The sequence below is a fragment of the Agrobacterium sp. CFBP 3001 genome, assembly GCF_027871605.1.
GTDB lineage: Bacteria > Pseudomonadota > Alphaproteobacteria > Rhizobiales > Rhizobiaceae > Agrobacterium > Agrobacterium leguminum.
Genome location: NZ_JAQAHD010000007.1, coordinates 187,405 through 213,238 on the forward strand (window position 1 = coordinate 187,405; position 25,834 = coordinate 213,238).

The 25,834-nt window shown below is 60.1% G+C and carries 26 protein-coding genes and 1 pseudogene; 14 read left to right on the forward strand and 13 right to left on the reverse strand.

Features of this window, described 5'->3' with window-relative positions; genetic code table 11:
- Positions 1 to 36: 36 nt before the first annotated feature.
- From PH605_RS25345 to PH605_RS11955, 7 genes and pseudogenes are all read left to right on the forward strand, one after another.
- Positions 37 to 84, forward strand: a pseudogene (locus PH605_RS25345) (entry exclusion protein TrbK); the annotation flags it as partial.
- Positions 78 to 1,259 carry a P-type conjugative transfer protein TrbL gene (gene trbL, locus PH605_RS11930; protein WP_010900313.1) on the forward strand — a complete coding sequence of 394 codons (1,182 nt, stop codon included), beginning with the start codon at positions 78 to 80 and terminating at the stop codon, positions 1,257 to 1,259. The pseudogene PH605_RS25345 and the gene trbL, both read left to right, overlap by 7 nt.
- Positions 1,260 to 1,279: 20 nt before the next feature.
- A complete protein-coding gene (locus PH605_RS11935) occupies positions 1,280 to 1,942 on the forward strand; it encodes a conjugal transfer protein TrbF (protein ID WP_010900312.1) in 663 nt (220 codons plus the stop codon).
- Between the two features lie 16 nt (positions 1,943 to 1,958).
- Entirely contained in the window at positions 1,959 to 2,771 is an 813-nt protein-coding gene (gene trbG / locus PH605_RS11940) for a P-type conjugative transfer protein TrbG (RefSeq protein WP_010900311.1), read from the forward strand.
- Positions 2,772 to 2,774: 3 nt separating this feature from the next.
- Positions 2,775 to 3,215, forward strand: a complete 441-nt coding sequence (gene trbH, locus PH605_RS11945) for a conjugal transfer protein TrbH (RefSeq protein ID WP_010900310.1) — start codon at positions 2,775 to 2,777, stop codon at positions 3,213 to 3,215.
- Between the two features lie 11 nt (positions 3,216 to 3,226).
- On the forward strand, positions 3,227 to 4,525 hold the full coding sequence (trbI, locus tag PH605_RS11950; protein WP_010900309.1) for an IncP-type conjugal transfer protein TrbI: 1,299 nt from the start codon (positions 3,227 to 3,229) through the stop codon (positions 4,523 to 4,525).
- Between the two features lie 348 nt (positions 4,526 to 4,873).
- The gene (locus PH605_RS11955) at positions 4,874 to 5,578 is read left to right on the forward strand and encodes an autoinducer binding domain-containing protein (RefSeq protein ID WP_142845038.1); all 705 of its coding nucleotides are present in this window, start codon (positions 4,874 to 4,876) and stop codon (positions 5,576 to 5,578) included.
- Between the two features lie 3 nt (positions 5,579 to 5,581).
- Here PH605_RS11955 and PH605_RS11960 read toward each other — a convergent pair whose 3' ends face one another.
- Positions 5,582 to 5,905, reverse strand: a complete 324-nt coding sequence (locus PH605_RS11960; protein WP_010900307.1) for a transcriptional repressor TraM — start codon at positions 5,903 to 5,905, stop codon at positions 5,582 to 5,584.
- Positions 5,906 to 6,122: 217 nt separating this feature from the next.
- Here PH605_RS11960 and PH605_RS11965 point away from each other — a divergent pair, with 217 nt between their 5' ends.
- Positions 6,123 to 6,329: a helix-turn-helix domain-containing protein gene (locus PH605_RS11965; RefSeq protein WP_142845039.1), complete on the forward strand. Its 207-nt coding sequence runs from the start codon at positions 6,123 to 6,125 to the stop codon at positions 6,327 to 6,329.
- A gap of 90 nt (positions 6,330 to 6,419) precedes the next feature.
- Here PH605_RS11965 and PH605_RS11970 read toward each other — a convergent pair whose 3' ends face one another.
- From PH605_RS11970 to traA, 5 genes are all read right to left on the reverse strand, one after another.
- Positions 6,420 to 7,985 (reverse strand): Fic family protein, encoded by a 1,566-nt coding sequence (locus tag PH605_RS11970; RefSeq protein ID WP_010900305.1) that lies wholly within the window; start codon positions 7,983 to 7,985, stop codon positions 6,420 to 6,422.
- A 203-nt stretch (positions 7,986 to 8,188) separates the two neighbouring features.
- Positions 8,189 to 8,800: a TraH family protein gene (locus PH605_RS11975; RefSeq protein ID WP_010900304.1), complete on the reverse strand. Its 612-nt coding sequence runs from the start codon at positions 8,798 to 8,800 to the stop codon at positions 8,189 to 8,191.
- 11 nt (positions 8,801 to 8,811) lie between these two features.
- Positions 8,812 to 9,975 carry a conjugal transfer protein TraB gene (locus tag PH605_RS11980; RefSeq protein WP_010900303.1) on the reverse strand — a complete coding sequence of 388 codons (1,164 nt, stop codon included), beginning with the start codon at positions 9,973 to 9,975 and terminating at the stop codon, positions 8,812 to 8,814.
- Positions 9,965 to 10,501, reverse strand: a complete 537-nt coding sequence (traF, locus tag PH605_RS11985) for a conjugative transfer signal peptidase TraF (RefSeq protein WP_236774467.1) — start codon at positions 10,499 to 10,501, stop codon at positions 9,965 to 9,967. The genes PH605_RS11980 and traF overlap by 11 nt, the downstream gene beginning before the upstream one ends.
- 26 nt (positions 10,502 to 10,527) lie before the next feature.
- A complete protein-coding gene (gene traA, locus PH605_RS11990) occupies positions 10,528 to 13,854 on the reverse strand; it encodes a Ti-type conjugative transfer relaxase TraA (RefSeq protein WP_010900301.1) in 3,327 nt (1,108 codons plus the stop codon).
- A 254-nt stretch (positions 13,855 to 14,108) separates the two neighbouring features.
- Between traA and traC the strand changes: the two genes are divergently transcribed.
- The 4 genes from traC (at position 14,109) to PH605_RS12010 (ending at position 17,207) form a co-directional block, all read left to right on the forward strand.
- The gene (gene traC, locus PH605_RS11995; protein ID WP_010900300.1) at positions 14,109 to 14,402 is read left to right on the forward strand and encodes a conjugal transfer protein TraC; all 294 of its coding nucleotides are present in this window, start codon (positions 14,109 to 14,111) and stop codon (positions 14,400 to 14,402) included.
- Positions 14,403 to 14,406: 4 nt separating this feature from the next.
- Positions 14,407 to 14,622 (forward strand): type IV conjugative transfer system coupling protein TraD, encoded by a 216-nt coding sequence (gene traD, locus PH605_RS12000; protein WP_010900299.1) that lies wholly within the window; start codon positions 14,407 to 14,409, stop codon positions 14,620 to 14,622.
- A complete protein-coding gene (traG, locus tag PH605_RS12005; RefSeq protein WP_010900298.1) occupies positions 14,609 to 16,612 on the forward strand; it encodes a Ti-type conjugative transfer system protein TraG in 2,004 nt (667 codons plus the stop codon). The genes traD and traG overlap by 14 nt, the downstream gene beginning before the upstream one ends.
- 133 nt (positions 16,613 to 16,745) lie before the next feature.
- Positions 16,746 to 17,207, forward strand: coding sequence for a thermonuclease family protein (locus tag PH605_RS12010; RefSeq protein ID WP_309546352.1), 462 nt, complete (start codon positions 16,746 to 16,748; stop codon positions 17,205 to 17,207).
- A gap of 136 nt (positions 17,208 to 17,343) precedes the next feature.
- Here PH605_RS12010 and PH605_RS12015 read toward each other — a convergent pair whose 3' ends face one another.
- Positions 17,344 to 17,658, reverse strand: coding sequence for a hypothetical protein (locus PH605_RS12015; protein WP_077768127.1), 315 nt, complete (start codon positions 17,656 to 17,658; stop codon positions 17,344 to 17,346).
- Between the two features lie 781 nt (positions 17,659 to 18,439).
- Between PH605_RS12015 and ltrA the strand changes: the two genes are divergently transcribed.
- A complete protein-coding gene (gene ltrA, locus PH605_RS12020) occupies positions 18,440 to 19,933 on the forward strand; it encodes a group II intron reverse transcriptase/maturase (protein WP_010900297.1) in 1,494 nt (497 codons plus the stop codon).
- Positions 19,934 to 20,124: 191 nt separating this feature from the next.
- On the opposite strand, the gene PH605_RS12025 is transcribed toward ltrA, so the two are convergent.
- From PH605_RS12025 to PH605_RS12035, 3 genes are all read right to left on the reverse strand, one after another.
- Positions 20,125 to 22,431, reverse strand: coding sequence for a methyl-accepting chemotaxis protein (locus PH605_RS12025; protein WP_234886492.1), 2,307 nt, complete (start codon positions 22,429 to 22,431; stop codon positions 20,125 to 20,127).
- 137 nt (positions 22,432 to 22,568) lie between these two features.
- Positions 22,569 to 23,648 carry a substrate-binding domain-containing protein gene (locus PH605_RS12030; protein WP_236774468.1) on the reverse strand — a complete coding sequence of 360 codons (1,080 nt, stop codon included), beginning with the start codon at positions 23,646 to 23,648 and terminating at the stop codon, positions 22,569 to 22,571.
- Positions 23,649 to 23,705: 57 nt separating this feature from the next.
- Complete coding sequence (locus PH605_RS12035) at positions 23,706 to 23,990, reverse strand: hypothetical protein (protein ID WP_142845040.1); 285 nt, start codon at positions 23,988 to 23,990, stop codon at positions 23,706 to 23,708.
- A gap of 338 nt (positions 23,991 to 24,328) precedes the next feature.
- Here PH605_RS12035 and PH605_RS12040 point away from each other — a divergent pair, with 338 nt between their 5' ends.
- Positions 24,329 to 24,667, forward strand: coding sequence for a WGR domain-containing protein (locus tag PH605_RS12040; protein WP_142845041.1), 339 nt, complete (start codon positions 24,329 to 24,331; stop codon positions 24,665 to 24,667).
- Between the two features lie 59 nt (positions 24,668 to 24,726).
- On the opposite strand, the gene PH605_RS12045 is transcribed toward PH605_RS12040, so the two are convergent.
- The 3 genes from PH605_RS12045 to PH605_RS12055 all read right to left on the reverse strand — a co-directional run.
- Entirely contained in the window at positions 24,727 to 24,900 is a 174-nt protein-coding gene (locus PH605_RS12045) for a hypothetical protein (protein WP_162854482.1), read from the reverse strand.
- 323 nt (positions 24,901 to 25,223) lie between these two features.
- Positions 25,224 to 25,388 (reverse strand): hypothetical protein, encoded by a 165-nt coding sequence (locus PH605_RS12050; RefSeq protein ID WP_162854483.1) that lies wholly within the window; start codon positions 25,386 to 25,388, stop codon positions 25,224 to 25,226.
- A gap of 319 nt (positions 25,389 to 25,707) precedes the next feature.
- On the reverse strand, positions 25,708 to 25,834 hold a 127-nt coding region (locus PH605_RS12055), incomplete at its 5' end, for a DUF736 family protein (RefSeq protein ID WP_271040147.1).

Below are 25,834 nucleotides of genomic sequence, written 5' to 3' on the forward strand. Positions count from 1 at the left end.
CGCTCAGCCCGGGAGAAGTTCTTCGGCTCGAATAAGGATCTGCCGCCGGTCAAGGAAGGTCAGGAGATGCGACCGAGATGGTGAAGGCAACTGTTGCACGTTCATTCCTGATTGCAGGTCTCTTTTTCCTCGGCTATGTTGCACCCGCTTTCGCGCAGGAGGGGCAGGTTCTCACGGAACTGGAAAACCAGGTCTCTGCCGCCGCGAAAGGGTGGGAGACCACCATCATGGATGCGGCGAAGTCCCTATTCTGGATTCTCGCAACGATCGAGATCGGCATTGCAGCCGTCTGGCTGGCGATCCAGTCAGCCTCCCTGGACAGCTGGTTCGCTGAACTGGTGCGGCGGATCATGTTCGTCGGGTTCTTCGCATTCGTTCTGACCCAAGGTCCGACCTTTGCGCGGGCGGTGGTCGACAGCCTTTTCCAAATTGGCGCCGGCGGCGGTTCAGCTTCGCCCGCCGAAGTGTTCGATGCCGGCATCCGCGTCGCCTCGCAAATGTCGCAACAGGCGCAGTTCGGTGTGTTCGAGGATAACGCCCTCGCGATCGCCGCCGTTCTCGCCATGGGCGTCGTGGTCATATGCTTCTCGCTCGTCGCCGCAATTTTCGTATCGGTGATGGTGGAGATGTATGTCGGCTTGCTCGCCGGCATGATCATGCTCGGCCTGGGCGGTTCTTCCTTCACCAAGGACTTTGCTGTTCGCTATCTTGTGTACGCCTTCGGCGTCGGCATGAAACTGATGGCGCTGGTGATGATTGCAAAGATCGGGTCACAGGTCCTCTTGGGTCTGGCCAATGCCCCGACCGCATCCTCGGACCAGTTTGTCACCACCCTGGCCATCGCCGGTATTTCCGTCGTGGTCTTCATCATCGCTATGTACGTGCCGAACATCATCCAGGGTGTCGTCCAGGGTGCTTCCGTCACCGGCGGTATGGAGACAATCCGCCACGGCGGGCAGGCCGCGTCATTCGCCGCGGGCGCTGGATTCTTGGCCGCCGGCGCTGCCGGCGCGGGTTTTGCAGCGGCCCAAGCCGCACGAGCTGGCGGTTCATCCGTCGCCGGTGCTGCCCTGCGGGGGATAGGCGCAAGCTTCAGTTCCGGCGCACAAGCCGCAGGCTTGGCCGCCAAGGAAAAGGCAATCGGATCTCCCGGTGCCTATGCGGGGTCCATCCTCGGACTAGCCAACGCCAAGCTCGATGAACAGCGCAGCGGTCACAGCGGCCCGAAGCCTCCTCCCGAACGCAACGACAAACCATAATCGAGACAAGGGAAGACTAAATGGCAGCGAACCGCGCCCCTGATAATCCGTATCTTGCCGCCCGCCAGGAATGGAACGAGCGCTACGGCACATATGTGAAGGCTGCTTCCGCATGGCGGATCGTCGGCATTCTCGGCCTGACGATGGCCGTCATCGGCTTCAGCTACGCGATGTATCTCAGCACCCAGGTCAAGCTGGTGCCTTATATCGTCGAGGTCGACAAACTCGGAACGTCAGTCACGGCAGGCTTTCCCGAGCAAATCGAGTATGCCGATGTCCGCGTGGTACGCGCCACACTCGGCAACTTCGTGACAAGCTTTCGCTCGATCACGCCGGATGCGGTGGTGCAGAAGCAATATATCGACCGCACATACGCTCTTCTTCGCACCTCCGACCCGTCGACGGAGAAGGTCAACGCCTGGTTCCGAGGCAATTCACCCTTCGAGAAGGCGAAATCCTCGACCGTCGCTATCGAGGTCAACAACATCGTGGCGCTTTCGAACCAGACCTATCAGATCGACTGGACGGAATACGAGCGGGACCGCAAGGGCAAGGAAACCGGGACACGCCGCTTCCGCGGCATCGCGACGGTCGCGCTCACCGCGCCACAGGATGAGGCGACGATCCGCCTCAACCCGATCGGCCTCTATGTCCGGGATTTCGACTGGACGGCACAGCTTTAAGGGCAGGGATTTCTCAATGCAAAAGACAGGACTGATCGCAGCCGCCGGCTGCATGGCCGGACTCGCCTTTGTCGTGGGCGCGCAGGCGCAAAGCATGACGAGCAACGAGGTCAAGGGCACGAATATCTCCCGGAAATGGCGCGGCACACCGGGCCTGGTCACGACTGGGCCGGACGGCAAAGTGATCTTTCTATTCGGCGAGACCCAGCCATCCGTCGTCTGCTCGCCGTTGCAAGTCTGTGATATCGAGCTTCAGGGCGGTGAGATCGTTCGTGACGTCTTGGTCGGCGACACCGTGCGCTGGAAGGTGGAGCCGGCCACTTCGGGGGCGACAGGTGGGCAGGCAATCCACCTGATCGTCAAACCATCTGAGCCCGGCCTTCTCACCTCGATGGTCGTCACCACGTCACGGCGAACCTATCATGTCCAGCTCAAGTCCCATCCCAGCCAGTACATGGCGCGTGTCGGGTTCGAATATCCGGAGGATGTGTCGACCAAGCTCGCCGACATCAATGCCCGTCTCGAAACCGGCGGCATTCCCGGCACCGCGCCAGACAAGCTGAACTTTTCCTACTCCGTAAACGGCAGCGCCCCCTGGAGGCCGAAGCGGGTCTATTCGGACGGGGTGAAGACCTACATCCAGTTCCCGAAGTCGATCTCCGGCCAGGATGCACCTGTGCTGTTTGTTGTGTCTGGTGGCCAGAACCGCATCGTCAATTATCGCATGACGAACGACATGATGACCGTCGACTATGCGATCGACAAGGCGATCCTTGTTTCCGGAGTCGGTTGGCGGCAGCAGAAGATCACCATCCGGCGGGGAGGCTGAACCATGCGGAAGCTGTTTACCTTCTTTATCGCGGCCGTGCTACTCTCCAGCTGCCAAACGGCCGACGACGCACTCACCACCAGCTCGACCCCTGTGGTCGTCACTGGACCGGCTGCAAGCGCCATCGCCGGCGACATGGCAAGCCGTCTGGTTGAACAGATCGGCCCGGCCGGTGCTACGACGACGATCAAAATGGAGAAGGACACGTCGGAGTTCGCGACCGCCCTCGAGGCGGCCCTGAAGGGGTGGGGCTACACGGTCATCACCGACGGAAAAGTCGGCAAAGATGTCAAGCCGGTCGAACTTGCTTATGCAATCGAGGGCCTCGACGGGCAGCTGCTCGCGCGGGTCTCGACGCCTTCGATCGCTCTCGGGCGCGCTTACACGCCAACGGCGGCCGGCGCCACGCCGGCCAGTCCGCTTTCGATCATGCAGCGCAACTGACGGAGAGCAATATGGTCCAGTCGCTCCAACTTGGCGCGCCAGCCCATGCCAATGATCAGAATAGCATGCGTCGGCTCAACCGCCTGCCGATCATCATCGCCATGATCGTCATCGCGCTGTTCGTCGGCGTCGTCGTAATCGGTCTGTCGCTGCGCGGGCTTTCCTTCAATCGCGGCGACATCGAGGGGGCTTCCAACACACCTGCGACCAGTTTCGGCGACCAGCTAAAACGGGGCGTAACCGACGGCATCATCGGCGAGCCAGAAAAGCAGGAGGTGTTTCAGCCAACCCCTGTCGTTGAGCAGAAGGTCGAGAAGCAGGAACCCGTCGTCGAACGCCGGCCGAATGACCGACAGGAGAGACGCTCGACGCTCGAATCCGAGGAGGAGTGGAAGGCTCGGCTGAAGCGAGAGCAGGATGAACAATATATGCGCGAAGCCCAGCGGCAACGGATGGCTCGCCTCCAGGCTCGCGCTACGGCGCTCGATTCGCCGCTAAAGGTAGACATCGGAGATGTCGAGAAGGCCACAAACTCCACCAACGACACTGGCCGCCAGCCGACAAATACTGCGGCGAACAGTGCGTCGGACCTTTATGCCGCCGCCATGAAATCCGGCCTGATGGGCCAAAACGTCGATCAGAACGGACAAACGTCAAAGGAGGATTTCTTCAATCAGGACATCAAGGATCTCGGCTACCTGCCGAACCAGGTCGTGCCGCAGATGTCGCCCTATGAACTGAAGCGCGGCTCGGTCATTCCCGCAACGTTGATCACCGGCCTCAATTCCGATCTGCCAGGACGCATCACCGCGCAGGTCAGTCAGAACGTCTACGATAGCGCAACCGGCTATCGCCTTCTCGTCCCGCAGGGCGCAAAGCTCTTCGGTCGCTACGATTCCAAAGTATCTTTCGGTCAGGAGCGCGTTCTCGTCGTCTGGACCGACCTTATTTTCCCGAATGGGTCGACCCTACAGATCGGCGGCATGGCAGGCACCGACGCCGAAGGATATGGGGGCTTCCAGGACAAGGTCGACCGCCATCTCTGGAGAACGTTCGGTTCGGCAGCACTGGTGGCAATCATCGGGACGGGGATCGACATGTCAATGCCAGAGAGTTCAACACTGGCCACCCAGGACACGGCATCGGATGCAGCACGGCGGAATTTTGCCGAAAGCTTCGGTCGCGTCGCGGAACAGACGATCTCGAAGAACCTGAATGTTCAGCCGACGATTCGCATCCGTCCCGGCTACAAGTTCAACGTTCTCGTCGACCAGGATATCATCTTTCCGTCTGTTTATAGCGGGCGCTAACCCATTTCGAACGCTGCGATTCCCGTCGTGTCGTCGGGTGGAGCAATCCATCCGCGCCCCGAAAATCAGCGTTCGCCAAAAATCTGTTCTCGAATTGTCATCTTTTGTATTAAGAGGCCTTGAATACTCGGTAGAGGTGAGTAGACCTGTATGTTGCAACGACCATGGATATGGCTCGGGTAGAAGGCAACTGTGTTTTCATCGGAAACGAATGGGGACAGAGAATTCGCAGCCATGGTCCGATGTCCCGTTGGCTCCGGCTCGCCGCACGGGGACACCATGTAACTGGCGGCGCGTCGAAGGCGCGACGGGTTGGGAGGCCGCAGTTGCGCAAGAGGAGAATAGCTAGTGGACGGTGACTTTCGTTCTCTAATCGACATGACAGAAGCTGCGCACGATGAACGCATGATCAAGAGCGCTCTGAAGAGCTTCGCAAACTCCCATGGTTTCGAGCGTTTTGCGTATCTCCAGACTGAGGCCCTGGAAATCCGCACATTTAACTCCTATCCAGAGGAATGGCAGGATATTTACCTCGGCAGCCACTATTCGCGCATCGACCCCGTCATCACGGAAGCTAAACGTCGCATGGAGACGTTCTCCTGGACGGCCGATGATTGGCCGGCTCGTGGCTCCTCGGAGCTCAGACGCTTTCGCGACCAGGCAATCGAGCACGGCATTCGCAGCGGACTGACGATCCCTGTCGAAGGCAGTTTCGGATCGACGATGATGCTGACGTTTGCCTCATCGGAAAAGAAAGCCGAGAACGGCAAAGTGCTGGACGGCCAAAAAGCCACCCGGGCGGTCCTTGCGATCCATTACCGCCTGAAGATCATCGCAGCAACGACGATCGTCGCCCCGAAACGGCTGCTCTCGCCAAGGGAAGCGATGTGCCTCATGTGGGCGGCAAAGGGCAAAAGTGCCCCTGAAACCGCAATGTTGACGGGGATCAACGCGCGAACAGTGCAGCACTACCTCGATAAAGCGCGCGAAAAGCTCGACGCGGCGACCGTTCCACACCTCGTGGCGATCGCTAAAGATCACGGCTTGGTTTGAGCGTCACTCCTCGCCGTCGAGCGGAACCTCGGGGATGTAGCCGAGCGCATCGATGATCTGCGAAAGCTCTTCCTGCTGGGATTCGGTTTTCTTTTGGCGTGCGGCGTATTCTTGCTGCAAGGTTTCCAGCACGGCGCTCGAAACTGATGGATCGGCAGAAGCGCGCGTCCATTCCTCGTAAACAGCTTCGTCGGCGACAATGAGCCGGCGGTGCTCTCGGATCCCGGATATCGCAAGGGTCTCCAGTTCCGACCTGTCCATTGATCGGAAGCAGGATCCCATCGGTTTTGCTTCGTCGTTCGTCTCGGACGAGTTGACGTCCTTCATCCGCTTCCCCTTAATTTCTTCATTTGCCGCTCGAAAGCAAAATCCCCCTGAGCATTATACCGCATAGGCCATAACTGCACGGCCTGTCTTTCAGAAGTTCATACACCCTATATCCCAGGGTAACTTGGGACGGCCTGGACGAACAATATCATGCGCCGTGACGAATCGGAACTATAGTTCCTGGAACAATAATTCCGATTCAGGTTCCGCTCGCGTCATGGATCTCAAGGAGGTCATGGCGATCAATATGCGTCGAATCCGTCATGGCAAACAATTGACGCAGGAGGAAGTGGCCCACCGTACGGGCCTCAGCGTCCGCCATGTCGGAGCAATCGAGCGTGCCGAAATGTCCGCGACCGTCACCGTCCTTGGGCAAATCGCAGAAGCACTGGGTGTCGAACCTGCCGAGCTGGTGACGAGATGACGCGCGCGGGCTCCCCTCGTCCGGAACTATATGCGGCCTTGAGGCTAGTGGCAGGGAGCAGCCGGGTATGCTGATCCGAACGGGCCTGCTTTAGTTGCCTTTCCCCGCGAGCCCGGATTCCGTCGATGGCGGTGGGGCCTTGACGAGCTCGGACACAAAGTTCGTGAGGGGCACGATGTTCTCGTGCTGGCTCGCCTGCTCGAGGGCGTTCATGTACTCGTCGCGGCGCGCGACAGGAATGACGGTCCACGGAGCTCCGCTCTCGGCCAGAAGCGCGTTCATAATAAAGCGCGCCGTGCGTCCGTTTCCGTCCGGGAATGGATGGATGTAGGTGAAGAGAAACGGCGCGAGGATTGCTTTCACGCGCGGATCGGGTTCCTCAGAAATGCTCTCGAATAGCGCATCCATGGCGTCAGCGATTGCGTGCGGCGGCAAGGGGACATGCGACGATCCCCGCAGATAGACATTGTGCGACCGATAGCCAGCCAGTTGATGCGCCTTGATGATGCCCGCGGTCACCGAGGGGCTGAACATGGCGCGAAACCAGTCCTGGTGCCGTGCCTCGAGCAGTTCGCCCGTTGGCGCGCCATCGAGGATCTTCCTGATATCCTCCCTAACTTCCTCGAACGCCAGTCTGTACCCTTTGGCGGCGAGCGCATTCTTCGTTTCGTGATCCCGGGCGTCCGCGTCCGGCTCCCATTTGCCGTCCTGGACCCTTTGGATCAGCTCTTCGGAAACTTCGTATCCCTCGATCGAAAGCGAATTCAGCGCGTCGGCCACATAACGCTCATCGATGTCGGCGATATATCCGGCGCGGTCGTTGATCCGTACCTGCTTAAATCCGATGTGATCGAGGGCGTCTTTCCCCATTTTCGCCCAGAGGTTCTTGATCCGGGTGGCCGCCGGCGCCTGAACTCGTCGAGCATCCAGCGTGATCAGGTCCACCGTCGGATCGAACGGGTTGTCTTCGTGCGGGGTATAGCCGGCCGACTCCAGCGTCTTCATGATCGTGTCTGCGTCGCGCGCTCTTCCCAGGTGGCGCAAGGCTCCCGCAATGCGACCGCCGACGTGGCTCCGGCCGCCGTCCAACAGGTATTGCAGCAACGTGTTTGTTCCGCGGATCGAGCCGATGACGGCGATGACATCGGTCGCCGACGTTTTCCACGTCTCCGGCGAAAGGTTGCAGATCGCCTCCTCCATCGGCATCAATCTCAGTCGTTCTCTTGTCTCGGCCGGCTCGTTTTCCTTTGAGCGCAAAAGATAGAGCGACGTGTTGCACGGCAGGTTCACAAGCTGATTGTTGGCCTTCGGACTTCTGACGATAACCTGCGCAGGAATGGAATGGTTTTCGGACCACAAAGCCACGGATGCCTCCGCGGAGAGCCGCCATTCGTCGGCAAAGCGATCATCCAGGTATCTGGCAACAAACTCCCAGTAGACCGTGCTCCAGGCGGCATCGATCCTGTTATTGGCGGATGGTCGCGAGTTCACCGCCAGCCAACCCCTCATGATTTCCTCAAGGAAGCCATTGGCCTGGAGCCGTTCCCGGTGAACACGGCTTAGTTCCTCGGATTTCACCACCGACCGGGTGCCGTTCTGCGTCACACCCCTGAGCTCAGCCAGGGATGTCGCGAGCAGTTCGTGGGGCTTCGCCATGTTGGCCTCCGGCTACCATTTGGGCCACTACGCCTGTGCATTGTTGTTGCACTAATTTGGCGCCTTTGAAAAACACTAATTTCATGCGCTGGAAATACACTAATTTCAAGTATGCTGCCAACACTAATTTTGTGCTTTTGAATTACACTAATTTCATGCACTTCAAACCGCACCTCGCCACCCAAGGCGAACCGAACTCAATGCTATGGCTGACCTCCAATGCGGGACAGATCGATGCGTATCCCCGCGCGCCCGACCTCCTGCACTGTCTCGGGCGCATCTTCTCCCGGTCTCGGTTCGGCGCTCTCTTCCTCGGCGGGAATCCTCTCCTCGCTTCGCGGCACTTCAACCGGTGTTCCTGGATCCTCCGCCTGAAACACACTCACGCCCTCGAATTCGCCGGTCTTCCATGCGTAGATGGCATCCTCGAAGATCTGCGGGAAAACGTCTTTGCTCGTGGGGTTCCCGTACCATTTCGCAACAATCCTCAGGACCTTGGCGAACATCGCCGTGCCTTTGCGGAGGTTCTGGCAGGCATCGACAAGATCGGGCTTCAGATCCGCCGCCTCTTTGACGCCGACGCCGGCGGGAAACTGGGTCAGCCCAACACGGACGACCGCCTGACCAGCATATTGCCGCACGATCGCGATCGCCTCGTCAGCCGACGCTGCTTTCGGCACGAGGATCAAACGGCCACCGGATTTGACGGTGACGGCGAGGGGATCAGCCGACCCTGCTGATGCCACGAACTGCTCGACGATCGCGGGTTTTAGGGAAGGGTCGGCGCATTCTTTGATCAGGGCTGCGTCCAGCATGGTGTCTCCTTTCATGTGTTGAAGGCAATGACGAGCGGCTTTGCGAAGAGTTTTGCCCAGGCGGTGGTGGCGGCGCGCTGTATGGCCACGATCGACGTGCCTTCGGTCCACCACCCGTTTCCGACGGCGAGGATGGCGTCGGGATCGTGCAGCATCGACTGCAGGACCGGCCAAACGATCAGTTGCTCGTAGCAGATCAGTGGTGCGGCCTGGCTGGCGCCGATGGAGGCAATCGGATTCGCGAAGAAGCCCGCCCGGGCGCCGCCGCTCTCCCCAAACCAGGATCGCCATGGCTGCCACATCGAACCGGGAACCGGCATGCGTTCGCGATAGAGGATGTAGCTGCCCTTCCTGTCGATCGCGATGAGGACATTATCATAGCCGCCAGCGTCGAGCAGCGCGGCGCCGGCGATGACAGTGGCATCGCCATGGGCGAGTGCGCCCGTCCATAGACGCTCCACGGTTGGCGTCCAGAAGCCGAGCGCACTTTCCGGCAGCACCACAAAACGGGCGCCATCGCCGGCTGCGCGGCGCACAGTTGCGATCATGTCACGCTGGCGTTGAAGACCGGTGTCGCGGCCAAGCGAAACTCCCAACTCCAGATCGACGCCGTGCCAGGCTTCCGGTAGCTTCGGGTCGGTCCAGATTGCGGCGGACCACAGCCAAAAGCCAGTCAAGGCAATGGCGACAGCTGGCCAGATGCGGGTTACGAGGCCCGCAAGGCCCGCTGTCATAAGCCCCAGCCCCCACCATCCCCAACCCGGAAACAAAACTCCAGCGGCTGTGACGGGATGCGCCCATCCCGTGATGCCGAACGGCGGGATGGCCATGATGACGGCCGCAAGGAGATAGCGGAGCGGACGACTGGCAGCATTCTTTGTCCAGAGGACGGCATGGACCATGACAAAGCTCAGGGACGCACATAGCCAGAGCAAAAAGCCCGGCCAGATATCCGACGAATAGAAGGCAGCAACGCCCTGTGGCAGACCCCGAGACGCGGCCAGGAAGTATCCGGCCGACACGAGCGCCGCGACCGTCCTCGTTCGCGCGATCGACCATAGAACAGGAAACGCCAACGCGACGGGCAGTAGAGTCACATATCCGCTCCAGCCCACCACGCCGATCGCGATCGAAGCGAATGTCAGCAGCATCGGTCGAAGATAATCACGGCGCATAGGTGAGGATCTCCTGCGCCAGACCGAGAATGCCCGAAGCGGGCACCGGGCCGAAGTAGCGGGAGTCATAAGAACCGGGGAACGCTGAATGCAGGAAGACATAGCCTGCCGGAACGGTGCCGCTCGCAGACGGCGTCAACGGCCGACCCTTTCCGTCGCGCCGCGTGACCCTGGAAGAGGAAATCTCCCGCCCATCGACACTCACGCTGGCGCCGATTTCGACTTGCTGTCCTGCGATGGCGATCACCCTCTTGATCAGCGGGGCGACGCCACCCGGGCAGGAACCGGAACGGAGATAACCACGCGCTCGTGCCTCCCGCATTTCTACGGTTGCCGGTGGGCAAATGAATACCAGGTCACTGACAGCAACGGGGCGACCGAGCGGAACGATACGCCACAGGCCGAGTGGCTCGCTCGGGGTCAGATTGATGCGATAACCGCCGGTGAGGGCAGTGCATATCGCCAGTATGCCGACCAAAGCGGCCACCAAGATGATCCCAGCCGCTCGTCGTTGTTGCGCGGTCATCGCCCGGCACGTTCCTGCTCCCGCCGTCATTTCAGCGAGAGCCCCTGGCTCTTCGTCTGGCGCAGTGTCTCAGCCTGCTTAAGCGCTTCAGTCGTTCGTTCATGAGCGGCGAGTTGCTGGATTGTCCGCATGGAATTCCACGCAGACTGGACCTCAGCCTTCTGGCCAGCCGTCATGCCCGCTGTGACGGTCTCGAAGGTCTTGCCGCTGGTGTCTTTCGCAGCCAGTGGCAGGAAGGTCCGTTCTCCGAAACGCTCGGACACAGCCTTGGCGAAACCTTCGAGTTCGGCCTTCACCATCTTGTCGGCCAGCGCATATTCGAGGCCGGCCGGGAGATCGTTGCGATCGATGGCATCGCGGACGCGTTCGAGCGTCTGCCTGGCCGCTGGAGAGAGCGCAGGGATGTCGACCGAAACCTTGAGCCGGACCGCACGCTCCTCCATTTCATGTTTCAATTCGGCCTCGGCCCGCTCACGAAGATAGCGTTCGAGATTCCGGGCCAGCGCCGGCACATTGGCGACAGCTTTTTCCCGGTCCTGCTTCTCGGCACGGCTGGCAAGAAGACCGGTCTTGCCCTTCAGCGCACCGAAACTTTCGGGGGCGTCGGCAATCCTTGTGAGGGTCGATTGCGCGACCGACTGGTCTTTGATCATCGCATCGACATTGATTGCCTTGAAGGCGGCTTCCGGCTGCGCGTAGACGAGATGGAAGCGGGTCGAGACGTCCTCCCATTGTTTCTTGAGGCCGGGATCGGCGGCGAGCTTGTCCTCGACAGCCTGCTCGAATGATTTCGGGAAGGTGGTGATGCCTGACACCATGGGCTTGGCCTCCTTGATCGGGTTCTGGATTGGGGAATTTTTGAAGCTGCCGACGAAGCCAAGTTTCGTTGCAATAGCGGCGAGTCGAACACCGAGATCGACCAGCCTCGAGCTCTGCCGGATGGTCCATTCGAGGCGATCGCGAGCGACCGTCCGGGCGACATTCATGAGGTGCATGCCGCGGGCTTCGGCAAAGCGCAGCGCTTGGCCGTAGAACGATGCTTTGTCGTAATCGAGTGTCGTCTCCTTGGCGTTTCGGCGTGACAGGATCGGGATGAGGCCGCCGGCTTTCGCGAATGAGCGACTGCCGTAATAGACGGCGAGATCCTCACGATGGCGCGTCATGGCGACATAGGTGAGATGCCGGTCCAACGAGAGGGAAGCAAGCACCTTCACCCGGTCGACAGTCGCGCCCTGGCTCTTATGGATCGTCGTCGCATAGCCGTGATCGAGATTGTCGTAGAAGCGCTGCTCGATCGTGACCTGGCGGCGGTGCTCGGCATCACCAATCTCCGCGACAATCCGCCCAGGAGCGGCTTCAAGCACTTTTGCGAGCATGCCGTTCTTGACGCCAAGGCTGCCTTCGTTCTTGAGGAACACGATCTGGTCCCCGGCGGCGAACATGCGGATCCCTTGCTCGGTTTTGAACGCAAATCCGGCTGCGACGACACCGCGTTCGACCAGCTTGGCGCGTGCCATCTCGTTCAACATTCGGACGTCGCGGCGAAGGTGTGCGAGGATCAGGCTGGTCTTCGAAGGGTCGTAGTCGCGGTCCCAAGCCGCGATCAGGCTTTCGACCGCCTCGTCCTTCAGTCTCAAACCGATCATCCGGCCATGAGCGGTGTAGGCATCGACAGCCTTGCGAACATTGCCGCGTGCCAGATCGAGCGAGGCATCGCGCATCCATTGCTGGCGCTGGCGATAGATCGTCTCGAGTTCGGCATAGCCGACACGATCGGCAATGGCGCGGAAGGCGGCACCCGCTTCGATCGGCTGAAGCTGTTCCGGATCGCCGACAAGGACGAGCTTGGCGCCGGCCCTGGTCACGGTTTCGACCAACAGCGCCATCTGCCGCGACGACACCATGCCGGCCTCGTCGAGCACGATGATGGTCTTGTTGTCGAGCTGGTTGCGACCCTGATTCCAGCGAAGCTCCCACGACGACAGCGTGCGCGATTGGATGCCCGCTTCCTTCTCCAGGCCCTCGGCGGCCTTGCCCGCCAAGGCTCCACCGACGACACGATAGCCGGCCGTTTCCCAAGCCTCGCGCGCAGCCTTCATCATCGTCGTCTTGCCGGCGCCGGCGCGGCCGATGATGGCGGCGATCCGTTCACCGCCCACCACATGTTCGATCGCCGTCCGCTGCTCGCCCGACAGTCGGGCATGGCGCTCAAAGGTCGCCTGCAGCACCGCTTCACGGACGCCATGGGAGGCACGAGCGGAAAGCCAGATCGCGCGGTTGGCCATCTCGGCTTCCAGGCGGATCATCTCGCGCGTGGTGTACTTCGCAGGAGTCCGAATACCTGTCGCAAAGTTGAGCCGCTCGCGCTCGAGCCGAAGCGCTTCCGGGCTCTGCAGGATCCTCACCATCAGGCTTTGGAAGAGACGGGCATCGTCGATATAGCGATACAACACCTTCGCCACATCACGTTCGTCGAACACGCTCTTCTCCCGCGTGATTAGTTCAAGCACGATCTCCGGACGGCGCTGGATGCGGCGCGCATTCTCACTGCGACGAGCCTCCTGAATTTCGATACGTTCGAGTTTGGGAGCCGACGTTTCTGACGTCCGGTCGGTTTGCCCCGCTTTGCGCTCAATGGCTTTGGTGCCGACGCCGAGGTGAATGGTTGGCTCGAGGTCAATACCTTGCGTTTCGAAGGAGCGGCCATCGATACGGATATCGAGGCCGGCGAGCGCCAGATGTTTGTTCTGGCAGGCAAACCAACCGTCGCGAAACGCATTGAAATCCTCAGTGCTTCCCGCCCAAAGCTCATAGACGATCTTGCCGGCGTCATTGCGGATCGGCTTGCCGTCCGGGCCGAGTACCGCGACCTTCTTCGACCCGAATCCGTCCTCGGTCAGTGGGCGCAACGTCGTCATCAGATGCACATGCGGATTGCCAGGCGCATCGTGATAGACCCAGTCGGCGACCATGCCCTTCGACGTGATATGCCGTTCCACAAAGTCGCGCATGAGAGCGATGTTCTGCTCGGACGTCAGCTCGAGTGGCAGGGCAATGGTAACGTCCTTTGCAAGCTGGGCATCGGATCGTTTCTCGAAAGCCTCTACCTTGTTCCAGAAGGCTTCGGACGCGCCGGCAACTGATCGATCGGCGATCATCGAACGCAGCCATTCGGGCGAGTCTGCCGGAATGACGAACTCCTCGTGCAGGAGGCCTTGCTTTCGCGTGTAGTCGATCGTCCGGGCTTCCCGCTCGAACTCCATCTTGGCGCAGTGACGGTAGGCCGCCGAAAGCACGACGCTGCGGCCGGAGCCGCGGGCAACGATGCTGACGGAGAAATGGGGGACGGCCACGGCGGAGTTCTTTCCCGGTTGCAAACGAAATCAATGAGTTCGTCGGGAGCGGGAGGCCTGACCAGGACTCAAGCAAGGGCGTCGCATCAGCGACGTATAATTGCGCCCTTGGAAGCCGCTCCTTTGGAACGGCCGGGATCATTCACGAAAGCATCGCCCTTGGCGATTGTAGGATTCACAGTAGTGCGTTCCGCAGTCTGTTCCGAAAAACTGGGTTCGAAAGACAAGCTTTCTCACCCAAGGAGACAGACGGAATGAAAAAGCCATCCTCGAAAATCCGCGACGAAATCGCCAAGCTGCAGGAACAGCTGAAGATTGCCGAGACCAAGGAAGCCGAGCGGATCGGCAGGGTCGCGCTCAAGGCCGGGCTCGGCGAGATCGAGGTTGAGGAAGGGGAGCTTCAGGCGGCTTTCGAGGAAGTCGCCAAGCGGTTTCGCGGAGGCAAGGGCGCTTCGAACGGGAAGGAAAGGGGAGGGCCAGGCGCCGTCACGCAGCAAACCACGCCGAACTCAACTGGCGCGGGCGCGGGCAGCACTGGTGAGGCTTGAGCGTATGGCGAGGACGATAACATCCGATGCCCGCAAGAAGGACACGCGGGAAAAGATCGAGCTCGGCGGCCTGATCGTCAAGGCCGGCATGCGCTACGAGAAGCGTGCCCTGTTGCTGGGAGCCCTGATCGATGCCGCTCACCGCATCAAAGGCGACGAAGGCGAGCGGTCCAGGCTGACGGCAATCGGCGCGGAGGCCTTCGGCAATGACGATCAATAGGATTGCGCTCGTCGTCGGGCCAGCGGCGTTGATGATCCTGGTCATCATCGGAATGACCGGGATCGAACAGTGGCTCTCCGGCTTCGGCAAGACCGAGGCCGCACGTTTGGCATGGGGGCGGGCGGGTATCGCCTTGCCCTATATCGCAAGTGCGGCGATCGGCGTCCTGTTCCTGTTCGCGAGTGCCGGCTCGATCAACATCAAGCAGGCAGGCTGGGGTGTCCTTGCGGGATGTAGCGGGACGATCCTGATCGCCGCCACCCGCGAAACCATGCGCCTTGCTGCTTTCACGAAGGCGCTGCCGGCCGACAAGACGATCTTCGCCTATCTCGATCCGGCAACGTCGATCGGAGCGGGCGCAGCGTTCATGTGTGCCTGCTTCGCATTCCGCGTTGTGCTCATCGGCAATGCGGCGTTCGCAAGGGCCGAGCCGAAACGCATTCAGGGCAAGCGGGCGCTCCATGGCGAGGCGGATTGGATGAAGCTCACTGAAGCGGCGAAGCTGTTTCCGGATTCCGGTGGCATCGTTGTCGGCGAACGCTATCTGGTCGACAAAGACAGTGTCGGCAGCCAGGCGTTTCGAGCCGACAACGCCGAAACCTGGGGCGCTGGCGGCAAATCGACATTGCTGTGTTTTGATGGTTCTTTCGGCTCATCGCACGGGATCGTCTTTGCCGGTTCCGGCGGTTTCAAGACGACATCGGTAACGATCCCGACAGCACTCAAATGGGGCGGCACACTGATCGTGCTCGATCCATCGAACGAGGTCGCACCGATGGTCTCCGCGCATCGGGGCGGAGCGGGAAGGGACATGTTCGTCCTGGACCCGAGGAAGTCGGATATCGGCTTTAACGTCCTGGACTGGGTCGGTGGTTACGGTGGAACCAAGGAAGAGGATATCGCGTCAGTCGCATCATGGATCATGAGCGACAGCGGCGGCGCGCGCGGTGTCCGTGACGACTTCTTTCGCGCGTCGGCGCTGCAGCTGCTCACGGCGCTCATCGCAGACGTCTGCCTGTCTGGTCACACGGACGAGAAGGATCAGACGCTTCGGCAGGTCCGCATGAATCTCTCTGAGCCGGAGCCGACATTGCGCAAGCGCCTGCAGGACATCTACGACAATTCGGGCTCGGATTTCGTGAAGGAAAACGTCGCAGCCTTCGTCAACATGACGCCGGAAACCTTCTCCGGCGTCTATGCCAATGCGGTCAAGGAAACGCATTGGCTTTCCTATCCGAATTATGCCGCCCTCGTATCCGGCAAGAAATTCTCGACCAGCGACATCGCGGCCGGAAACACCGACGTCTTCATCAACATCGACCTGAAGACACTGGAGACCCATTCGGGTCTCGCACGCGTCGTCATCGGCTCGCTTCTCAACGCGATCTACAATCGCGACGGAAAGCTTGAGGGGCGCGCGCTGTTTCTCCTCGATGAGGTCGCCCGCCTCGGCTACATGCGGATCCTCGAAACCGCGCGCGATGCCGGGCGCAAATATGGCATCACCCTCACGATGATCTATCAGTCGATCGGCCAGATGCGCGAAACCTATGGCGGCCGCGATGCGGCAAGCAAGTGGTTCGAGAGCGCCAGCTGGATCTCGTTCGCGGCGATCAACGATCCGGAGACCGCCGATTACATATCGAAACGTTGCGGCATGACCACGGTCGAGATCGACCAGGACAGCCGCAGTTCCCAGGCAAGGGGATCATCGCGAACACGCTCGAAGCAGCTTGCCGCCAGACCGCTTATCCAGCCGCATGAGGTCCTGCGCATGCGGGCCGACGAGCAGATCGTGTTCACGGCCGGCAATGCGCCGCTCAGATGCGGCCGCGCCATCTGGTTCCGGCGGGCTGATATGAGGGTCTGCGTTGGCGAGAACCGGTTTCATTCGACGGGCGGAGGCGAGAAGAAAGCTTCGAATTCGACGCCTTCGGTAAAGGCCGATGAAACCACTCCGACTGTAAGGTCTGCCGGCGAAGAGGGATAAAAGCTTGGTGCAAAAGAACGTCATACCGTTCAGGAAAAATCGGAAGGTCGCGAGCGAGCGTCCCGGCAACAATGCGTCGCGCTCGACGCCGCGCCGCCGCCGTCCGGGTCGTGGCAGAGGATTTCCGACCACGATTGTCTGGGCCGCGGTGATCGGCGCCGTCGGCTGGCTATACCTCGATCGCAACGGCCATCTCGACAGCGCTGCTGCTTTCGTCAAAGCGCCTGCACAAGACGCGCTATCGGCATCGTTCGAACTGTGCGGCGACAGTCATCGGACGAACTGCGTCGTCGATGGCGACACCTTCTGGTTCAACGGCCAGAAAATCCGCATCGCCGACATCGATACGCCTGAACTCAGCCCGCCCCGCTGCGAGGCTGAACGGATCAAAGGTGAAGCGGCAAAGTCGCGACTGTTGACGCTGCTCAACGCCGGAAGATTTTCGTTGTCTGCCGGGTTCCGCGACGAGGACAAGTATGGACGCAAACTCCGAACCGTATCTCGTGCGGGCAATTCGCTGGGCGATGTTTTGATCAACGAAGGCCTTGCCCGGCGATGGGATGGCGCTCGACATGGCTGGTGCCAGGGGCAGTGACAACCATCATCGTCTTCCGCTGCCAGGAGAGAGGGATGGGGCTTGGGTTCATAGCCGGTTCGGCCGGTCGATCCGGCAGGAACGGCTCAAGCGAAAGGCAAAGACCAGAGGCGGTAAGCCGCCTCTGGTCTGGGCTTCAATCGCCCGGGTCGAAAGGCTCCTTGTCCTCAAGGCCGATGTGCCATCGTTTGTCGGACCACCGGGAGGGGAGGTAGATCTCATCACCACCGAAGTGCGCGATGATGATCTTTCCGGGCTCGTGGAACAAACCGAAATCGACCTTGTTGTCGATGGCCCAAAGCAGCGCCGCAGACAGAAACTCGCGCGAGATATCGGCGGGAAGGTGCACTTCAGCATCGAAACTGCTGCGCAGATGTTCAAGCCCGGTCGGCTGCTGATCCGCAAGTTTCCGCTCTTCGCTAACCGGCTGTGTGATGTGATGCTGTGTCATCAGGGTCTCCTTTTCGTTTTCTGACGAAAAGTGTCCGCACCGAAGTCCGTGAGGGGTCAGGGACCGCGGAACGCGGCCGCCGTGCGGCGAGCGGAGGAACCGACTTTCTCTGTGCCGCTTGCGGTGCGGGGAAAATTGGAGGGGCCGCGCAGTCCTTGACGCCGGAGTGCGACCTGAAAGTCGCATGAATCTCTGTTTCGAGAGGAGAACACGTGATGTGAACTTTACGAAACCGACCGTTCCATCGGTCGTTCCCTACCCGAACATGCGAAGTTGGCAACGACTCCGTGTGGAGCTTCGGGGACAACGTAACCACCGGGTGACCGGTCCACCGAACCGTGAGGCGAAGTGGAAACTGCCAGCACAAAGGCGGTGAGGTGCAAGGGATGAGCAATGACGACCAACACAAGTGAACTTCCGATAAACGCCGTAACAAGGAACAAGCCAAATGTGCTGATAGGCTTGAACCAAAAGGTGTGCAGCAAGGTGTGGTCCTTTCCGGTTGGACCTCCATGGACGGAAAGCTGCCGGCGAAAAGGAAGGGTCCGACTGGCTCTGAGATTCATGCGGAACAGGGTAAGCCCATAGCGCTGCCGGTAACGGCAGGCGAACCGTAAGGAACGCTGTTGGTGTTGTGGGTAAAGGAAGGCGGAGAAAGCGAAGGCCCGGCTGTAATGGTCGGGATACGGGCTGCAACATCGCCCGACACGAAAGTGGGCAGACTTCCGCTCGGTCATTCATGGCGAGAGAACATGACTAATTGCTGGACGAGGAAAAGCAGATGACGGCAATCGGTGCGAAAGCAGCGAATGCTGGTGCGTCCTCGCACGGAGGGCAGATTTGCGATCAGACAGACTGGTCGCAGATTGAAGCAACCGTGAAGCGACTTCAAGTGCGTATCGCCAAGGCCACTCGCGAATGCCGATGGGGCAAGGTAAAAGCCTTGCAACGTCTGCTGACCCGCTCGCACAGCGGCAAGATGCTGGCTGTGAAGCGGGTGACGGAGAATCGCGGGAAGAAAACGCCGGGAGTGGACGGAGAAATCTGGACAACCCCGGTGGCCAGATGGAAGGGAGTAATGTCGCTGCGGCATCACGGCTACCGTACCATGCCGTTGCGACGCGTTTATATTCCCAAGAGTAACGGCAAGAAGCGCCCGCTCGGGATACCCCGTATGCTGTGCCGCGCAATGCAAGCCTTATGGAAGCTTGCGCTGGAACCAGTGACGGAGACCTTGGCGGACCCGAATTCCTATGGATTTCGGCCCAAACGCTCGACAGCCGACGCCATTGAGCAGTGCTTCATCACGTTGGCAAGACGGAAGTCCGCCACGTGGGTTCTAGAGGGCGATATCAAAAGCTGTTTCGATGAAATCAGCCATGATTACATCCTCGAGCATATGCCTATGGACAAGGCGATCCTGCGGAAGTGGCTTCAAGCCGGATATGTTGAAGAGGGAACTCTGTTCGAGACGCGGGCGGGAACCCCGCAAGGGGGCGTGATTTCGCCCACAATCGCTAACAGAGTGTTGGATGGGCTTGAGGCCGCAGTCGATGCAAGCGTGGGATCGTCGAAATCCACGTACCGAAAAGCCAAGCCCCACGTCATCCGTTATGCCGACGACTTTATCGTAACCAGTGCATCGAAAGAGGTGCTGGAACACAAGGTCTTGCCGGCGATCAGGAAATACCTGGCTGTTCGTGGACTGGAACTCTCGGACGAGAAAAGCAGAATCACGAACATTGCGGATGGTTTCGATTTTCTGGGCCAGAATGTGCGAAAGTACAACGGCAAACTTCTCATCACGCCGTCCAAACACAGCGTCAAGGCGCTGCTGGATAAGGTCCGGAGAATCATCAAAGGCAACGCCGCCATCGCGCAGGAAGGATTGATACAAATGCTGAACCCGATCATTCGGGGATGGGCGATGTATCACCGCCATGTCGTGGCGAAGGCGACCTTCTCTTCGATAGACTTCTACATCTGGCGCATGCTCTGGAGATGGGCGTGCCGACGACACCCTAACAAAGGAGCACGGTGGATCAGGAGAAGGTATTTCAGGGTCAACGGTAGCCAGTCATGGGATTTCAGCACGGAGGACGCCAAGTATGGGCTTGTCCGTGCAGCGGCTGTCCCAATCAAGAGACATGCCAAAATTCCGGCGCTGGCTAACCCGTTCGATCCCACATGGGATGACTACCTCGCCCGCCGTCAGGACGCGAAACATACCGCCGGGGAGCCCGGTGTCACAACGTGGCGCTGGAGAATGGCTTGAGCCGGGTGCGGAGTGATCCGCGCGCCCGGTTCTTAGGGGGCGGCGGGGCAGCAATGCCCCGCTGCTACCCGACACGGCGGGTGCAAGATGGGACGTCAGAGAGAGAGATAGGACCGCGTCCTGAATAGGACGCGACCGCTTGCCAGCTCCGATGGCCAAAAGACCTTCCGTCAATGCGCCGTGAGCTCCGCTCAGAACTCTTCCCAGGTCTGCTTGACGGCAGCGTTTCCGGAAAAGGCCTTGGCAACCGCACCGACAATCCGGCGCGCCGGCGATGCGACCGGCCGGTTGGAAGGGCTGGCCTCGGTGACGGGCGCCGGCCGGCGCATGGCTTCGCCAAATTGGAACTGGCTGATCAGGTCGCGCAGCCGTCCTGCTTCACCGGCAAGGGTCGCGCTCGCTGCATTGCTTTCCTCGACCATGGCGGCATTCTGCTGGGTGACCTGATCCATCTGATTGACGGCGGTATTCACCTCGGCCAGACCAACCGACTGTTCCCGGGCCGATGTCGCGATCGAGTCCATATGATGGTTGACGGTGACAATGTAGCCCTCGATGGTTTTCAGGGCAGTCCCGGTCTCGCTGACGAGCTTGACGCCGCTCTGTACCTCGACCGAGGAATTTCGGATCAGTTCCTTGATCTCTCTTGCGGCCTTAGCGGAGCGTTGTGCAAGTTCGCGAACTTCCTGTGCGACAACCGCGAAGCCTTTGCCGGCGTCGCCAGCGCGCGCCGCTTCGACGCCGGCATTGAGCGCAAGGAGATTGGTCTGGAATGCGATTTCGTCGATGACTCCGATAATGTTGGAGACCTGCTTCGACGATTGCTCGATCTTCTCCATGGCGTCGACAGCGCTCGCCACCACCTGGCCGGAATGGGCGGCACTGGTATTGGCCTGGGCGGCGATCATGCGAGCTTCGTCGGCGCGCTTGGACGAATTGGCGACATTCACCGTGATCTGGTCGAGGGCCGCCGCCGTTTCTTCGAGCGACGCGGCCTGCTGCTCGGTGCGCTTGGATAGGTCGTCGGCGCTGCCGCTGACCTCGCGGCTGCCACTGTCGATGGCGTTTGCCGCGTCCGCGACGGCTCTCAGCGTCTCGGCAAGCTGGCCGACGGCACCGTTGAAATCGGCGCGCAGCGTCTCGAATTCGGCGGCAAAAGGCTGCGAAAGCCGATAGGTGAGATCGCCGGTGGAGAGGTGCTTCAACCCTTCGCCGAGACCCTGTGTGGCTTGTGCCATTGCCTCTGCCCGGAGGCGATCGCTCTCGGCCTTAATACGCCGGTCCTCTTCTGTGAGATTGCGCTGTTCCACTGCTTCCTGCTCAAGGCGGATGTTGGCGACAGCGTTGGCCCGGAACACTTCGACGGCGCCGGCCATCTCGGTGATCTCGTCACGGCCGGTCACCGGGACAAGAGTGGAATGGTCACCGGCAGCGAGACGGCCCATGACGGTGGCGAGCCCGATTAGTCGCCGCGTCACGGAACGCCGGACGTAGAACAGGGCAATGAGCGCGGCCGCGATCACCAGGCAGCTCGTTGCAGCGTTGACCGCGACGGTCTGCTGGGTCATTCCCCGCGACAGTTCCGCAGCATGTCGGGCGGCTTGCTTTTCCTTCGCCGCGATCAATTTGACGTCGACACCAAGGATGATGGAGGTCACCGTCATATCATTGAGCATATCAGCGGTCTGGCCGTTGAGCTTGGCCTGGTCGGCTCGAAGCGCAAACAGCCCTTGAGGACCCGTGCCCTCGTCCAGGAGCGCTTTTACGAGCACTTGCATAGCAGTACTGCCGCCTGAGGCTTTCAGACGGGCGAGTATGCTGTCGATCTCCTTGCCGGTGGCATCATATTGATCCTTGATCGCGGTCAATTCGGTTTCCGATGCATTGGGTATGGCCGACATCAGGGTCGATATCTGGGCGGCCGCCATCTGAAGATCGGTCAGGGCGCGCGACCGCTCGACGCTGTCCGCCGCCGAGGCCTGCGCATTGCGGAGCATCGAGGACAATGATTTGTAGCGCGATAGCGCGCGGGTCACACCCTCCTGCATGCCGAACTTCGACTTGATCCGGTCGGCCGAAATGGCTGTCAGCTGATTGAGCTTGGGCTCCAGGCTTTGGCTTGTCTTGTCTACGGAATCGAGGAGCTCCGATGCCACTCCGAGGTTACGCAAAGTCGCCAATCGACCATTTTGACTGACGAGGATGGCTTCCAGACGCTTCGAGCTTGCGTCGAGCGACGCGAGATCCGGCTCATTGGCAAGATTCGGCGCTTCTGCGAGAAGAATCGCGCATTCTTGAGCGAAGGCGAGGGATTCGGTTACCGTCGGCAGTGTCCGATCGCCGAGCTCCTTGACGATACCGGAGCTTTCCATTGAATACCATGAGGACGAGCCGCCGGCGATGGCGGCCAGGATCGCAATGCCGACAAAGGCCGTCGTCAACCGTCCGGCAATTCCGAAATTACGTCGGTCGTTGGATTTCGTTGCTGCTGGTGTCATGAAGACGGCTCCTTGGAATCGGGGCGATCGCGGGCACACTGACCCTGCCACGCGATAGAGTGGGTTGAGTAATTACACTGATGACATCGACTTCTGACGTTCGCCGGACCAGGTGAACGTCAGGGGCAAGCAAGCGTTCAGGGCTTGCCGTACAGGGCCTTGAGGTCGGAGTCGCTCAGACTGCTCGGCATCCAGAATTTCTCTGACAGGTCAGCGCGGTAGTTCGCTTTTGCCTTCTGGATGTCCCAACCGTCAGGCTCGTAAACATAGCGCTTGTGAATGGCCTTGCCCTCAAGCAGCGCGACGGCTGCGCGAACGGCCGCGGCCCCTTGTTCCGGCCCGTATTCGGTGGCGACCGCATCAACCCCGCTTTCGATCCATTTCTGGAGAAAGCCGTTGTTCACCTCGCCGGTGATCGGGGGAACTTTAGCGCCATATTGCTGGAAGACATCCATACATGCACGGCTCATGTCGGCGCCCGACGACCAGATGCCGTCGACCTTCGGGTTTTCGAGATAGAAGGTCTCGCAAACCTTGTGGCCGTAATCATACGACCAGAGACCGGCATCTTCGGCGACGATCTTGATATCGGTGCCCTTGATGGCTTCGAGCAGGCCCTTGTAGCGATTGATGTCCTCGGGATGGGTGGGAAGTCCCCGCAGGACCCAGATGTTGCCTTTGCCGCCAAGTTCCTTGACGAGGAATTCTCCGGAAACCTTTCCGAAGTTCTCGCCGCCACCCTGAATATCGACCGTGTATTTGTCGGTTTTGGTAAGACCTGTATGGACGATGACGGGAATGCCGGCATTGACCGCCTTCTCGATGCCGGCGTCGGCCGACGTCGGGGAAACCGGCGTTATGATGATGGCATCGACCTTTTGGGCGATCAGCTCGTCGATGTCGGCGATCTGCTTGGCCTGGCTGAGATTTGCATCGAGGAGCACGAACTGCGAAATGCGCGGATCGCTCTTGGCGGCCGCCTGCGATTCAGCGGCCATTTGAGCAGCCCACGTATTGGCGTTGACGCCAAAATGGCTCATCCCGATTTTCCAGGGGCTGACCTTCTTGAATTGATCGGCCGGTATCATGCCTTCAGCGCCCGAACGGGGGACCACCCCGGTCATCAAGTCGACGTCTTCGGCTCGCGCGCCATGGCTGAGGAGAAGTGCCGCCCCAAGCAGGAAGACATATTGTTTCTGTTTTGCGAACCCAAGCACGGTCTCTTCCCTCACGTATTGTCACGATGGCGACGATCGCCACCCAGTCGAAAACTTTCAATCATCGGATGCATATCGGATAGTGCTGCTGCGATAGTCGCCAGCTGCGGAACCGTCGCCCTCTTTGCGACTGGCTGCCTGCTGCGTTCCTCCACCCCGATTTTTGATCTCGGCTTGGTAGGCGAGAATTGCTTTCTGCGTGCGTTCGGCTTGCCGCAGCACGCCAAGCAAGCTCTCGGTCGCCTTGAGAAAGCGGGCGCCCTCTTCTTCCATCTGGTCGATCAGGGCACGCTGTTCAGTGCTGAAGCTGCGCTCCAAGGGGAAGTCGATAATTTCTGCCATGCCTCTGACTTTCTCTCATTGCGCTGCAGTGCCTGATCCGCAGATGCTTCGCCAAGTCGAACCTGATTGCGACAATAGTTATTCAGAGAGAATGAAAATTAAATTAAAGTTTGAACAATGTCGGCTGGATGAGGCCGCGGGATGACTTTCGGAGCCGCGTTCGAAGCGCCCGGGATACTGTAAATGATCGCATAGGAATGGCGCGTATGCCTTTCGCGAGAGGATCGTCACGCGGATGCGCGGAGACCGATTGGGCTCCGGGAGCGGCAGCGACTAGAGCCGTGCGGCAACGCCGTCTCGCCCCGACAATCACTCAGGCGTCAAGAAGCATCACCGCAATGAATCGATTGGCCTTCAATGATTCAAAACTGTCGTTGGACGCTCTGTCGGCGATCGGCGACTCTATGAACATGGTGACACAACCCTACCAGCTCTACATCGAGCGAACTGACGCCGCAAAGAACATGGCACGCTTCTACGCTATGCAGATTTCCTTGTCGCTGTTCGGGGAAACCTGCCTGATACGACGTTGGGGGAGGATCGGGACATCAGGGCAGATGATGGTTCATCATTTCGGGCGGGAGGAAGAAGCGGTCAGACTATTCCTCGACTTGACGCGGCAGAAGAGGGCGCGGGGCTATCGACCGAGGACTTTTGCCCAGCGTCCTCTCAGGTGACCAACGATGACGCCCGAGCCGGAACGAAGGAAAGGGCCGCCGAGGGCGGCCATGGCGCCTCATTCGCGCCGGTTCCAGTCGGTCTCGAACGAAACCTCGATCTCGACGAGGAACGGGATCTTGATTGCGAGCTTCAGCCCGAGCTTTCCCTTGCGGAAGAAATGACAGATCACTTTGGCGAGACTGCCGAGCCGGCGGCCGGTGGCTGCGAGGAATTTTGCGAGTTGTTGCATGGTAGGTTCTCCTTTCGAATTGCTGGTATCGCGGGGATCGAAAGCAGACCTCGAAGGAGGGCCGCACCGGAACGGTCGAAGCGCAAGCGAAGAACCTGGAGCCGCCTGAATTTTGATTGGGCGAGGAGCCGCGGGCGGCGGGGAAAATTCTGGCGGCGCAAGGTTGTGGCATGACGCAAGGGCTGCACCGTCCCCTGATAGAGATGACAGCTCTGTCGAAAGGAGAGATGCGACGACGCGGTGCTCCCCAGGCGGAAAGCGTTGGAATCGGGAAAGGTAATTTCCGAGCAAAGCTCGGCCTTATAACGAGGAGAGAAGCCGCCTCAGAAGGGCGGCTCGGCATCGATGGCGCCGACCTGTTCGGCGAGTTCCACGACCAGCTCGGCCTGGGCGAGTTCGAGCTCGCCCTCGATCTGGCGGCGCTCGGCCGCGTCGCATGCGTTGTTCAGCTCGGCACGCATTTCTTCGATGTGCTGTTCGATCGTCATGGTTTCATCTCCTTGAGTTCGTGAAAGACGAGCTCGCAGGGCGGGACGGGATGGCGGGGTCAGGGATCGCGATAGCGACCGCCGGAGGCGGCGAGTGGGGGAGCCGAATTTCTGGATCGGGCCGCAGGACCGGGCCTGAAATTTGGGGGGTACCGCTCGTCCTTGAGGCCGCCATCCCGGCCCGGCACCATCGGGCGATCTGAGCGGCTATCCCCGTTTCCGTATGGCACCCAAAAAGCCGGAACCGGGCTCAATGCCTGGTTCCGGCTTCTCTCTTTGGCGGGAGAGGCTCCGCCCAATGGGCGGAGCCTCGAGGACCTCAGTCGCGGTTGGGCCGCGACCAGATCAGCTGGAGACCGTCTTCGCCTTCGACTTCGGCGAGCGTGGCGTAGATCGGAGCCGGGAAACTCGGATCGTCGAGCTTGACCGAGAGGTAGTCGCGGCCC